This window comes from Pseudoalteromonas sp. OF5H-5, assembly GCF_021530695.1.
GTDB lineage: Bacteria > Pseudomonadota > Gammaproteobacteria > Enterobacterales > Alteromonadaceae > Pseudoalteromonas.
In genome coordinates this window covers 56892-70768 of record NZ_JAKGBF010000006.1, presented here as the reverse complement: position 1 = coordinate 70768, position 13877 = coordinate 56892, and the positions used below count along the sequence as shown (strand labels likewise).

Here is a 13877-nt window from a genome sequence, read left to right as displayed (position 1 = left end):
ATTAAGGCTGAACTCATCAATTATTTTGGTGGATCAATCGAATGATTAATGCTGGCGTTAACCCTAAACCACCCTGCAATTGAATAGCGCTTTTCGTTGGCAACCAGTACTTCATGAGGGAATTCATCACTTAAAAAGGTAACTAGCGTGCCATAACTGGGCAGCACCGTATTGAGTATTTCGTCGTGATTATCGGGATTGAAAACGACTAGTTCGCCGCCATTGTCTGGTGCCCAAGACTGATTTAAGTACAATACCGTGGTCAAAATTCGGTTGGTCTTTCCCTTAAAGGCGTCCAAATGCTTTTTGTAAAACGCCCCTGGAGGATAAATGGCAAAGTGGCTTTCATAACTAAAGAGTCCCATAAACAGCCGTCTGTTTAAATAGGCTTTTAGCTCGCCCATGTAGTTGAGCCAAACAGATTCCAACTCATTGCTGCTATCTAGCCAGTGAATTTTATCTCTGCGAATTTTCTTATTTTGCTCGTGAGAGGCTAAACGACCAATTCCAGCTTGCTTAAAATCATCACTGCTTAGCTCTGCTATTCTCAATTCCAACTTGGATAAAATGTCGGGACTGACGAAATTTGGCAAAATACTAATGCCTGTGGTTTGTAAGTCCTGAGCTAATTTCTCGAACGGAAATTCTAAGTCTAAATCTAACAATAGCGGTGCCTCTAAAAAAGGTCTTTTTACCCCTTTATTTGGTACCGATCCAGCGAGTTAATTTTACCTTGTCGATAAGCGAATTTTGTTAATGATGTTTTCGCTGGCGGCTTCGATTAAATCAAGCACATGTTCAAAACCTTGTTCACCACCATAATAAGGATCAGGCACTTCATGCTCACTCATGTCACCAAACGCTAAAAACAGCTGAACTTTATGCGCCAAGCCGGTAGGACAAATAGAGAGTAGATCGCGGTAATTTGAGTTGTCTGCGCACAAAAGTAAGTCGTAATCTTCAAAATCGCTGGGTTTTACTTGCTGCGCTGATATGCCTGAAAAGTCATACCCTCTTGCGCTGCCTGCCGTGACACTGCGTGGATCTGGAGGGTTACCTTGATGATAGCCAATGGTGCCAGCGGAATCGATACGGGTTGTTAACTCTGTTGCTGCGAGTTTGTGCTTTAATACCGCCTCCATAGTTGGAGAGCGGCAGATATTACCCATGCAGACGACTAAGATACTAGAAATTGCGCTCATATTGTTGTCCTTCAAGTACGCTTTTATACCAATAGTATTTATTCTCCAAGTCTACCGATTTTTTAATTCAGAGCAAAATATAAGATTCCGGCTAATACCAGTAGTATTCATTCACCCAGTCTAGCGATTTTTTTAGAGCAAAATATAAGGCGTCAGCTAATACCAACTTTATTAGGACGCCAAATTTAACTCGTTAGTTTGGAAGGTTTTCGTGAGGACCAAATACCTCATAGAATATTTGCTCGGTTTGTACACCGGCATTCATCAGTTGGGTTTTGATAAAGCGCATAAAGGCAACCGGGCCGCATAGGTAGAACTCTCCGTCTGTTAGCGGCAAAGTATCTTTGATTGCGTTGATATCCATCAGTCCGGAATGCGTATCGTCGGCTTCTGACTCCAACCAAGTAACCACATTAAAATTTCGGATATTGCTACCAAGCTCATTGATTTCTTGGTTGAAACCTAAGTCACTGTGAGTTTTATTCGCGTGTAAAAAATGTGCTTCGACTTCAGGTGAATGTTGGCTATGAACACCAAGCATGCAAAGCATAGGGGTTATTCCAACCCCAGCGCTAATGTATACCTTTGGATTGACTGTGTGTTGTCTGACAAAGTCTCCAGCTGGTGGAGTGAGCTTGAGGGTGTCGCCCGCCTTAAGTGTATGAAGATATTGCGATACGGCACCGTCGTGTTTAGTAGAGATCCTAAGGTACGAACCATTGGGCGCAGCAGACAAAGAGTATTGGCGGATCTGCTGAAACCCTACCACTTCTTTTGGTACGAAGACAGAAACAAATTGTCCAGCTTGGTAATGAGGCAAGGCTTTACCGTCGACAGGCTTGAGATAAAAGCTTTTAATATTTTCAGTATTGCTTATCACCTTTTCAATTGTAAATTCACGCGTTCCTTGCCACCCACCTTGCTGCTCAAGCGCGGTTTGGTACAGGCCATGCTCTGCGGTGATAAATAAATCGGCTAAAAACTGGTAGGCATTAAGCCAAGCTTGTTCTATTTCATCTGTGAATTGATCGCTGAACTCGGCTTTGAGCGTTGCAATTAAATGCCGGCCAACAATAGCGTATTGCTCAGGTAAAATCCCAAGGCTAACGTGCTTATGGTTGATACGTAAAATGGCGTCACTGAGCACTTCTGGTTGATCAATGTAATTGGCATAGGCCGCTAATGCTGCAAATAGTGCCAACGGCTGTTTTCCCGAAGCCTGATGGGATTGGTTGAATACCCCTTTTAACTCTGGGTGTTGATTGAACATGCTATGATAAAACTTGGCGGTGATCTCGGGACCGACCTGAGCCAATAGCGGTGCACTTTGTTTTACCAACTCAATCGTATTTTGGGTAAGCATTAATATCTCCTGTTTGAGAGTAGAGTTAACCTATTCGCCCATCGACGCGTTTTTGTATCAGCATGGGCGCGAAGGTTATGGAAAAAAGCATAAAACCAAAAACCCAAGCCACGGCACTTAACAGCCATGCATTGTGCGGGTTTATAAAATGAATAAGGAATGCGCGGATAAGACCTGATACCGCGATACAGATAAATGCCAGTGTAGTTGTCGTGCCTACCTGTAATAGCCGGCCTGTGTGGCCCAAGGTAACGCGAGTCATCATGGCTAAGATCATTAATCCCATGCCATTAATTGCCACTAAGTGAAGATGGCTGCGCAAATGCTCTGGTGCAAAGGTGTTGTTGTATGCGCTAAGTATTAAACCCACTGCGATTGCACAATATGACAGGTACAGTGACCAAAGCAGTGGTACGTTAAATAATTTACCGTTAAACCAATAAATTGCTCTTATCGAATGCAGTAGCCCAAGGAGCAGAAGTGCAGCACTTAAATAGTGAGTATTTTGCATCGTAAACTGCAGGATATAGGTGAAAACGCAGATGATGGCGAGGTAAAAGATCGCCCTGTCTAACCTTGGAGTATGTGGCTTTTGTGCTTGCTGCAATCCTCGGGCAATAAAAAACGGAATAACGCGGCCACCCACTACACCAATCAATAACATGTAAGCAATTAGCGTTGCTTGGCTTGTAGCGCTTAGCAATAAGAAGTGTTGGTTGTGAAGTAAAATCAAAAATACGATGTTGCAGCCACACAACATACTTACAGCAAAAATAAAAACACGATTGTTTCTGGATTTTGCATCAACAATTACGATCGTTAAATTGATTAGTACAATGAGCCAAAAACTCAGTTGTAGTAGCAAGGTGATGATGATTGATGAATTTGCCACAAAAAAGCTCAGCCTAGCTGCACACCAAATAATACAGAGTGACAGCAGTGCGCCACCATGTAATGTCTGTCTTTGTGTCCAATTTTTTGCAGCGGTTAGCAAAAATCCGGCGACGACAGCACCGCCAAAGCCAAATAGCATCTCGTGGGCGTGCCAATAGGTCGCTGGGTAATCATTACGCCAAACAACATTGCCATTGAGCAATAAAGCCCACACAGAAATACTCACGACAGCGAATAAGCCCGCGAGTAAAAATAGCGCTCTAAAGCCGAGCATCAACACGGGCCAAGTAGATGGTAAATACCAACACACTGCTTTTGGACTGGGCTCTTCTAGCTGGATTAAGCTCATTTACTTAACCTCCAAACCTAGGTGGTATAGACAGACAAGGCGGATGACGTAGGCAAGCTTAATCAAGGCGGCCAATACGATAGTACTAATATGTGCTGCAATTTGTGAGAAGAGGCTGAAGCTTTCAACGCTAAAAAAACTCACTTGCAGTGACAGCATAAACGCTGCGAGTGAAGTGAAAATGGCGATGTTGCTATATCTTAAAAGTTGGTATGCACGGCTCATCGTTAACTCTGCGAATGTTGATATATAGATTGCACATTGCAGGTGTCACGCCAACTTTAAAATGCTATATAAATCATTGTATTAGTATTCTATTATTGATGTTTGAGTCAAATTGACCTATCTTAATTAGTGTTTATTTGAATAAATTGAGTCTTTTTGACATGAATTCGTTAGCGCTCTCCAAATTGCTTGAGCTTAGTATGTCGTTATCACGACTTTCGTTGGCGCAAGAGGGTCGCGAGGTTAAGCAATACGCTAAGTCCTTGCTTTCAGCATTGAGTCAATCTGTTACCGCTGATGCCATCGCCATTCTTTATGGCGATCAGCATGCATTAACTATCCTAGCTTGCAATGGGTTGAGTGCGGACGCTGTTGGGCGGCAATTTTTGCTTAAAGAGCAACCTAGATTGATGTCCATTTTCGAGTCTGACGAACTAGTTAGTTTTCCTGCCAATAGCGACTTACCTGACCCTTACGATGCTCTGTTGCTCGCCGAAGAAAGTCGCTTACCAGTGCATGCCTGCATGGGATTTAAGGTCGCGCTGCAAAGTAGCATCTTATTGGTGACGTTTGATTGTCTTAAACCGGATAGCTTTGAGCACTTGTCTGAGGTTTATATGAAAACCCTACAAGCAATTGTCTCAAGTAGTGCATTACGTATGTTTGAGGCTGAGCGCCTCTATGAGCAAGCACGTGCATCTACACTTACCCAATCTCAAAAGTCCGTTAAAAAGCAAATTTTAGTAGGAGAGAGTGCGGTGATGCACTCGCTTAAATCAGAAATTGAACTGGTTGCTGGTTCTGAATTTAATGTGCTTATTCAAGGTGATACGGGAACGGGTAAAGAGTTGGTAGCAAAACACGTACATTTTAATTCCCAACGAAATGACAAACCGTTTATACAAATTAACTGTGCGGCGCTTCCTGACTCGATAGCAGAAAGTGAACTCTTTGGTCACAAAAAAGGGGCGTTTACTGGGGCCGATAAAGACCGGTTAGGCAAGTTTGCAGCCGCGGACGGCGGCACGCTGTTTTTGGATGAAGTTGGCGAACTGAGTTTGACTTTACAGAGCAAACTATTACGTGTGCTGCAAAGCGGTGAGGTGCAAGCGGTAGGTGCTGACCGCATTCATATTGTGGATGTTAGAGTGGTTGCAGCGACTAATCGTGATTTAAAAGAAGAGGTGAGGCGCGGAAAATTTAGGGCTGATCTTTATCATCGCTTGAGTGTGTATCCTTTATTTGTTCCTCCACTGCTCGAAAGGCTAGATGACATCCCGCTGCTGGTTGGGTTCTTTTTAGAGCAGCTCAGAGGCACGCTCAACGCAAAACAAGTGGTGATGGATAGGCAAGCACTCAGCCGATTAATGCATTACGACTGGCCGGGTAATGTCAGAGAGCTTGAACATTGTGTCAGTCGTGCAGCGTTAAAAGCTAAGCATCAACAGTGGCAGGCTAATATCATTGAGATCCATGACATAGACATCGCGCCTAAACACCATCAACAAATTCAGCAGGCTGAGTGCATTACCACGCAAGAGAAAGCCCCTCCTGTTGCCATGAAATTCGCCGTTGAGCTACTACAAAAAGACATGATCGTTAACGCGATGGAACGTCATGGGTTTAATTGGTCTGCAGCTGCAAGAGAGCTGGAAATGGATAGAGCAAATTTAGTTCGACTAGCAAAGCGTTTAGGGTTAGATGTTAAAAAGCAGATGAGTTAAGCAGCCGGAGCTGCTTTTATAAATCTCAATAACTTAGCAAGTTTTTTATTCTGAGTTCTGATTGAATGCAAGCCGTTCAAAAAATGAAACCCTAAATGTAATGAAAATTGTTATTAATACTCTTATAAGTTGTTTATTTTAAAAGGGTATATTAAGAAAACTGTTATTTTTATTTAATCTTGCGAAGAATAAATATTGAACTAGGGTTATAGGGCGTCACTCGACATTATTAGGGGGCCCTATGCAGGGTAATAAGCAAGTCATAACAGCGCTAAATCAAGTGCTTACGCTAGAGTTAACATCAATAAACCAGTTTTTTCTACACGCAAGAATGTACAAAAATTGGGGGCTTGAAGAGCTAAACGAGAAAGCGTATAAAAAATCTATCAAGGACATGAAGCAAGCAGATGACCTTATCGAGCGTATATTATTTCTTGAAGGGTTACCAAATCTCCAGCATTTAGAAAAGCTGCGAATAGGTGAGCATACCGAAGAGATGATGGCGTGCGACTTAGCGTTTCAACTCGATCAGCTTCCGACATTGCGCGATGCAATTGCGCTGTGTGAACATGAACAGGATTATGTTAGTCGAGAGCTACTTGAAGATATTCTTGAATATGAAGAGGGCTATGTGGATTGGCTCGAAACACAACACTCCTTAATCAAAAATACTGGCATTGAAAACTATCTGCAATCGCAGATTGAGGGGTAAGTTATGCAAGGCAATTCTACCGTTATCGACTTACTCAACAAACAACTTACGCTTGAGCTTTCTTCTATGGATCAATATTTGGCTCATGCCAAAATGTATGAAGATTGGGGACTGGAGAAGCTACACCATAAGTTATCTCACGAATATGAAGAAGAGCTTGATCACGCTAAGCGGATCACGGAGCGTATTTTGTTTTTGGAAGGCACGCCAGATACCGCTTCTCGTGCGCCGATCCACGTCGGTACCGACGTGAAAGAAATGCTAGAAAATGATTTGGCTGCGGAAATTCTGGTAAAAGATCACTTGAAAAAGGTGATAGCAGTGTGTGAGCAAGCGCAAGATTATGTTACCCGTGAAATGCTCGAAACCCTGTTAGATGACACCGAAATGGATCACATTTATTGGCTTGAACAGCATATCAATTTAATCAAACTAATTGGTTTACCAAACTACATTCAGAGCCAACTTGCTAATAGCCCTGAATGATCCCAACCACCGCGCCTATCTTTGGGTGCGGTTTCTTTGTGTGCCATGCATTGTCTTGCTAATTTATAACGAGCAAGGTATTCGCTATAAAATTAAGCAATCACAATGATTTGAACTAAAGTTTAGTTATGTATTGAGTGATTAGTAATACGATGAAAATATTATTACTGTTTTTCTGCCTCCTGAGCTCGGTTTGTCTTTCAGCAAACTCCAAGCAAGTGTTTCGTATTTATCATGACGCTGATTATTCTAATTTAAATGAGTCAGCCGAAGCGATAAAAATGGGATTTCTAACCGCATTAGATGAAGTAGATAATCAAATCCAAGGTTATAAGGTTGAATTGGTGGCCAAAGACCATCGTGGTAATAGTAATCGTAGTTTGCTTCACTTTAAGCAATTTTTAAAAGACCCGAATGCCTTACTCGTGCTTGGTGGTGTTCATTCTCCTCCTTATATTAAATTTCGTAAATTTATCAATGAGAGTGAAGCGCTGCTGTTGGTTCCTTGGGCCGCTGGTGGGCCAATTACAAGATACCCGAGTAAGGATAATTGGATTTTTAGGCTTTCTGTAGATGACACCAAAGCGGGTAAAGTACTCATCAATTATGCAAAGCAACAAGGCTGTGTTGCACCTCATTTACTCCTTGAGGATACCGCATGGGGGCGCTCCAATTACGACACATTGCTAGCGGAATATAAAACGGCCAAGCCTAACAACGCGTTGCCTGTATCTTGGTTTAACTGGGCGACACAAGAAAATGAGGCTCGGATCATGATCCATAATATTATTGAAAGTGAGCCGCAATGTATCATTTTTGTTGGCAATGCGATTGAGGGCGCAGAGTTCGTAAAAGCCATGGCGAGTATTGACGAGGCGCAGCGCCTGCCCATTATTAGTCATTGGGGGGTAACTGCGGGTAACTTTTTTAAAGTGGTTGGGGATAAGCTATCTGCTGACGTCTCATTGGCGGTCCTACAAAGCTGTTTTTCTTTTGAGAATAAACCATTAAGTATGTTTTCGGCACGAGTATTTAATCGTGCAAAACAGCTTTTCCCAACCCGGTTTGCAACGCATGGATTTGTTCAAGCAGCTCCCGGATTTATCCATGGCTATGACATTGCCAAGCTTCTTATTGCAGCAGCGGAGCAGATAAAACTGACAGATTCAGTCGCGACCAACAGAGTCTTATTAAAAAGCGCATTTGAGGATTTGCAATCGCCGATCAGCGGCCTCATAAAAACGTATCAACGGCCTTTTAGTGTCTGGAGTGATAAAAATGATTCAGCCCATGAAGCGCTAACCGTGCAAGACTTGTGTATGGGGCAATACCAGTCTAATGGCAGTATTAAACTAGTTTATAGTTACCCGGGGTCGCATTGAAAACTAAATTCACCTTAACGAGTAATCGCGCTTTTTACACCTTTTTAGGGTTAACGGCTATTGTTTCACTTCTGCTCAGTGCACTTTTTGTTGGGCTGAGATCAAATGTCATTGTCGAAGACTTAGTGAGAGAAACGAATGAAACCCAAGCTCAACTCGCAGTTAACAACTTAACTCAGTATCTTGAGAGCCGTAAGCAGATCCTCTCTGATCTTTCTCTACATCCTATTATCGTAAATGGTGCGATGGGTACAGGGCTCTCCGCTGCTAAGTTACGAGACTTTATGCGCAGTTTTCAAATTATAGGTAGAGAAGAAAAGTTAATGGTGATCAATGTATTGGGCGATGTTGTTTACGCAAACTTTGATTCTCATGAAGTGTTAGACCAAAAACCAAAGTGGCTCGATAAAGTGATCAATGCAGAGTTGGTCAGTGCGATAGATCTCACTCAGGTTGGCAATCTGCACTATTTCACAATAGCAGTACCGATTTACTATAACGGCTTTGCTGAGGGAGCACTTATTGGCGAATTTTCTACGAGTTTAGAGAGTCTGCTTAGCTCCTCATCATCCACATCTTTTCATAGCATTGGTTTAAAAGGCAGGTGGATTAATTTTTCTAACACCCAAAAAGTTGAAACTTACTTTAGTGTAAGCAGTCTCGATGTTGGCTCCACCGATTTAGTATTAGACTATCGTGTAGAGAAAAGTCAGGTCACTGACGAAGTGAAAATATTTGTGTGGGATCTTATTGGTGCTATTGCCTTTGGGCTATTCCTATCATTTGGCTTGCTCTATTTGTTTGGTAAGCAACTTCTGTTAAATCCATTCAAAAAACTAGAAGAATCGAGGACAACACTCAAACGCAGTGAAGAGCGATTTAAACTTGCAATATTTGGTAGCGATGATGGCCTTTGGGACTGGGATCTTGAGCGGAATGCGGTGTTTTATTCAGATAGATTTAAATCTTTACTAGGCTTTTCGCAAGAGACACAAGCTTTATTCTCTGCGCATATTTCTAGTTTATTTGACCGAGTCCACCCTGCAGATCTCCCCAATTTAGAAAACTCAATTAAGTTTCATATGACGGAAGAAGAGCCTTTTGGTGTCGAGTGTAGAATAAAAACGAGGCAAAACAGCTATCGCTATTTTTGGCTAAAAGGTGCCGCGGCGCTTAAAGATGGACAAGCGAAGCGGATAGTTGGCTCACTTTCGGATATTACCGATCAAAAGCTTCATCAAGAAGCGCTGAAAAAGGCCAAGGAACAAAATGATTTACTCGCTCAAGCAATAGAGTGCGCAAATGTCGGCATAACGATTGTTGACGCGACTAAGCCTGAATTGCCAATCGTATTTGCGAATAAAACATTTCAACAAATCACCGAATATGGTGATGAAGTACTGGGTGAAAATTGTCGCTTTTTGCAAGGTGAACATACCCAGCAGCAAGCGTTAGAGGAAATCAGGGAAGCAATATTAGCTCACGAATTCGTCAAAGTCGAATTGATCAATTACACCAAATCTGGAAAGGCATTTTGGAATAGTTTACAGATCTCTCCGGTGTTCAACGAACAAAATCAATTAACGGCATTCGTTGGCATCCAACAGGATATTACCGCTGCTGTTGAAGCGAAAAAAGAGCTAGAACAAGCGAAGCAAGCTGCGGAGCAGGGCGCGCAAGCTAAAAGCGAGTTTTTAGCGTCAATGAGCCATGAGATCCGCACGCCAATGAATGGTGTAATAGGCATGTTAAGTCTACTAGAAGATGAGCACCTTACTCAAACTCAACTACATAAAGTGAGTCTAGCAATGGGCAGTGCCAAGTCGTTATTAAATCTCATCAACGATATTTTAGATTTTTCTAAAATTGAGGCGGGTAAGCTTGAACTTGAGTCACTAGATTTCGATGTTAGGGCATTACTTGGCGAATTGGTTGAATCCGTTGCGTTGCAAGCGCAGAAAAAGGGACTTGAACTTATTCTAGATGTTACCCAACTTGAAAAGCCATTGGTGCAGGGGGACCCGAGCCGCATTCGACAAATAATCACCAACCTAATTAGTAATGCAATCAAGTTTACCGAGCAAGGCGAGATCATCATCCGAGCTTGGTTTAGTGAAGTGGATAATAAACTGAGATTTCATTGCTCAGTTGAAGATACCGGCATAGGGATACCAGAGGACAAAGCGGATAGGCTTTTTGCTAAATTCTCTCAAGTTGATGCCTCTACGACTAGAAAGTATGGAGGGACTGGACTGGGGCTTGCCATTGTCAGACAACTCTGTGAATTAATGGATGGCGATATCGCCGTTAGTAGTCGGTTTGGACATGGTAGCCAATTTGAATTTTTCGTGACGTTGATCCATGGCGATAATACTCAATTCGAAGCTGCAAAAATTGATTTACAAGGGATAAAAATACTCCTAGTTGACGATAACCTCTCAGCCTTGACGAGTTTGGAATCTCAATTGAGGCACTGGGGGGCGGATGTGTATAAAGCCAGCTCTGGAATACAAGCACTCTCGCTGTGTGAAGCTGAATACCAACGTGATAAAAATGTGTTTGATATCGCCTTACTGGATATGACGCTTAGAGGCATGTCGGGTGAGCAGCTCGGCGCTGCACTAAAAAATGATAAGCGATTTAAAGCAATAAAGCTTATCATGATGACGCAAATGGGTACCAAGGGGGATGGCCAGTTTTACGCGGAGTGTGGCTATTCAGGATATTTTCCAAAGCCCGTGACAACCAAAGACCTTTTTGATGCGTTAACCATTTTAGCTGAAGATGGCAAGGCGCTGGCGAATGCGAAACCACTGGTTACGAGTCACTATCTGAAACTGGTAAGAAAGGTGAACGAAACCGAATTTACGTGGCCAAAACCTTGTCGTATTCTACTGGTTGAGGATAACAAGGTGAACCAAGTTGTCGCATTAAGTATGCTCAAAAAATTGGGGATAACCCATATTGAAGTTGCCGAAAACGGACTGCTTGCCATTGAACTGCTCAAGTCACATCAAGATGAATGTCAATTTGAGCTAATCTTAATGGATTGTCAGATGCCTGAAATGGATGGCTATCGGACTACCGAGTTAATCCGAGACGGAGCCGCAGGTGAGAGTTATCAGGGAGTAAAAATATTAGCCATGACAGCCAATGCAATGTCCGGTGATAGAGAGAAGTGTTTAAATGCAGGCATGAACGATTACCTCACAAAGCCCATTTCGGAAGAGCCATTGAGCGAGAAACTACAATATTGGCTATACAAAAGCGAATATGCTTCCACAGACGATACAGAAGAAACGACTTAAGGGGGTAACTGAAGCAAATTGGCAATATTTCCTATCTATGATAATCTTTACTGTATATAAAAACAGTTGTCTGAATTTGTGTTGAGAAAAGAATTACCCGCCAAATATTACTTAAGCCACTTTAGTGAGCTTAGCGATTATTTACTTAAAGTATGTCAACCGCTATTAAGTATTGCTCAGCGTGAGCTGCTGGCTGAGCTACACCGCTTGCCTGAAGATGAATTGTGTTTGTTAGTGCGGTTTATTTCCCGCAAAACTCCTTTTCTGGATATCAATTCACTGCGCTACGAAGAGATCAGTAATATTTGTGAAGTCGCGTTTTCATTAAAAGCAAAGGGATTACTTCGTCAGGTACAACAAGACGACTTTCAAGCGCTGCTGCATTGCTTAACTAAACCATGTTTAATTGAACTTGCCGAGCGAGAGAATTTAACTACACTGCCAAATAAATCGGCAAAAAAATCGCTCTGGGTAGCGTATATCAATCAATCTGTCTGCGTTGAACATCTAAATACACAAGAATACCTATCCCAGTATCTCACGCTCTCATTTCAAGCCGATATCGACTACTTTCTATTTTTGTACTTTGGCAAGATAGGCTTTAGCTTAGCGCAATTTTCGATGCGAGATCTTGGTGTAATGAATACCAGGAGCGCTGACGCCGCTTACCATGCACATTTTGAGCAAAAAGCAGAAGCCGTGAGCGCGTTTTATTATGCAAATGCACTCAGTGAGCTCAAAAATGCCCCTGAAGATGAATTAGTGTGGCGTGCTAGACAGGCCGCAGCGCAACAATTGCCTAAGGTTGATGGGCAATATGCAGTGGCTGCACATGCAAAGTACCTGTTAACGCTTGCCAGAAAGTTAGGTCCTGAATTTTCCCATTTTAAAACCTTACTAGGTATGACTGAGCACCCTCAAGCTTGTGAGATGTTGATACGACATAATTATAAGCAAGGTGAAGTTGAGCTGGTGCGAGAGCAATTAGAGCGCATTTTGCAGGGGGAAAGCGATGAAACATTGATGATCTTCGCGGAAGACTTTTATCAGCGTAAATTTAACCAAAAACGCACTTCTGTACTTACGGATATGCTAAGAAAAAGTCAACCAGCGATCCAAATTGATGAGGCTTTTAAGGGACAAACAGAAGCTGGCGTCATTGCTTATTATAAACGGCATGGCATCGAGGCCTATCATGTTGAAAATGAAATTTGGCTGGCCTTATTTGGATTGACCTTTTGGCAAGAACTGTTTTATCACCCAAAAAGTATCGTTGCTAATGGGTTTTCTAGAACTCCGCTGGCGTTAAAAGAAAATCGCTTTTACAGCGAATTTGAGGAGGAGATTGAATGTCGCTTAGCGAGTTTTACAGATACTTCTGCTTGGATGAACTGGCTTCTACGCCAGATGAGCGAACATTACGGAGAGCCCAATCGGTTGTTTAATTGGCATGATAAGATGCTCGACTCAATAAAAATATTATTGTCTTACTTGTCAATTGAGGATGTCAAATCTGTTTTAAGGCTAATGTGTAGTGATTTTCATCTGATGAAATCTGGCTTTCCCGACCTGATGATAGTCGACGAAAAAGCGGGCTTAAGGTTTGAAGAAATCAAGGCACCTGGAGATAGTCTTAGCCGAAGTCAGCTAGTTAACATTTCTAAACTCTTGCAATACAATATTCCCACGCGACTGCAAACCGTTGAATGGCATATTTGCAAAGAGCAACCTTATGTCGTTGTCGATATTGAAACCACCGGTGGCAACAAAGAGTTTGATCGCATTACCGAGGTAGCCATGGTAAAAGTCGTTAACGGCGAGGTCGTTGCTAAATGGCAATCACTTGTTAATCCGATGCGTCGTATCCCACAAAAAATCACTGAACTGACAGGGATCACTCAGGCAATGGTGAGTGATGCTCCAAGTTTTTTTGAAATTTTGGAGCAAGTTGAGCGGTTTAGCCAAGGTGCTATTTTTGTCGCGCATAATGTGAACTTTGATTATGGCTTTATTCGGCAGGAGTTTGCTCGAGTCGGCCGAGAGTTTACTCGTGCGAAGTTATGTACTGTGCAGTTAGGCCGAAAGTTTGTGCCGGGCCTGCGCTCATATGCGCTAGGGGCATTTTGCCAAGCGATGAATGTACCTTTGGTTAATCATCACCGGGCGATGGATGATGCTTATGCTACAGCTGAAATTTTCATTGAAATCAACACCATAAGACAGGAAAAGTAG

Annotated in this window: 11 protein-coding genes; 6 read left to right on the top strand and 5 right to left on the bottom strand. The window is 42.5% G+C overall.

All coding sequences use genetic code 11. The features are described from left to right. Positions 1 to 20 precede the first annotated feature (20 nt). From L1271_RS10735 to L1271_RS10715, 5 genes are all read right to left on the bottom strand, one after another. Positions 21 to 665, bottom strand: coding sequence for a 2OG-Fe(II) oxygenase (locus tag L1271_RS10735; protein WP_102058629.1), 645 nt, complete (start codon positions 663 to 665; stop codon positions 21 to 23). Between the two features lie 63 nt (positions 666 to 728). Continuing rightward, on the bottom strand, positions 729 to 1202 hold the full coding sequence (locus L1271_RS10730) for a low molecular weight protein-tyrosine-phosphatase (RefSeq protein WP_102058596.1): 474 nt from the start codon (positions 1200 to 1202) through the stop codon (positions 729 to 731). Positions 1203 to 1395: 193 nt separating this feature from the next. Next, positions 1396 to 2565, bottom strand: coding sequence for an NO-inducible flavohemoprotein (gene hmpA / locus L1271_RS10725; RefSeq protein ID WP_235367836.1), 1170 nt, complete (start codon positions 2563 to 2565; stop codon positions 1396 to 1398). 25 nt (positions 2566 to 2590) lie between these two features. Then, positions 2591 to 3808, bottom strand: coding sequence for an NnrS family protein (locus L1271_RS10720; protein WP_235367835.1), 1218 nt, complete (start codon positions 3806 to 3808; stop codon positions 2591 to 2593). Then, positions 3809 to 4033, bottom strand: coding sequence for a hypothetical protein (locus tag L1271_RS10715; RefSeq protein WP_010374807.1), 225 nt, complete (start codon positions 4031 to 4033; stop codon positions 3809 to 3811). Positions 4034 to 4194: 161 nt separating this feature from the next. Between L1271_RS10715 and norR the strand changes: the two genes are divergently transcribed. The 6 genes from norR (at position 4195) to L1271_RS10685 (ending at position 13877) form a co-directional block, all read left to right on the top strand. Continuing rightward, on the top strand, positions 4195 to 5757 hold the full coding sequence (norR, locus tag L1271_RS10710; protein WP_328266129.1) for a nitric oxide reductase transcriptional regulator NorR: 1563 nt from the start codon (positions 4195 to 4197) through the stop codon (positions 5755 to 5757). Between the two features lie 241 nt (positions 5758 to 5998). Beyond that, positions 5999 to 6469, top strand: coding sequence for a bacterioferritin (bfr, locus tag L1271_RS10705; protein ID WP_235367833.1), 471 nt, complete (start codon positions 5999 to 6001; stop codon positions 6467 to 6469). A 3-nt stretch (positions 6470 to 6472) separates the two neighbouring features. Continuing rightward, entirely contained in the window at positions 6473 to 6955 is a 483-nt protein-coding gene (bfr, locus tag L1271_RS10700) for a bacterioferritin (RefSeq protein ID WP_039491612.1), read from the top strand. Between the two features lie 152 nt (positions 6956 to 7107). Further along, entirely contained in the window at positions 7108 to 8337 is a 1230-nt protein-coding gene (locus L1271_RS10695; protein ID WP_235367832.1) for an ABC transporter substrate-binding protein, read from the top strand. Beyond that, positions 8334 to 11645, top strand: coding sequence for a response regulator (locus L1271_RS10690; protein ID WP_235367831.1), 3312 nt, complete (start codon positions 8334 to 8336; stop codon positions 11643 to 11645). The genes L1271_RS10695 and L1271_RS10690 overlap by 4 nt, the downstream gene beginning before the upstream one ends. Before the next feature lie 78 nt (positions 11646 to 11723). Further along, complete coding sequence (locus tag L1271_RS10685; RefSeq protein ID WP_235367830.1) at positions 11724 to 13877, top strand: exonuclease domain-containing protein; 2154 nt, start codon at positions 11724 to 11726, stop codon at positions 13875 to 13877.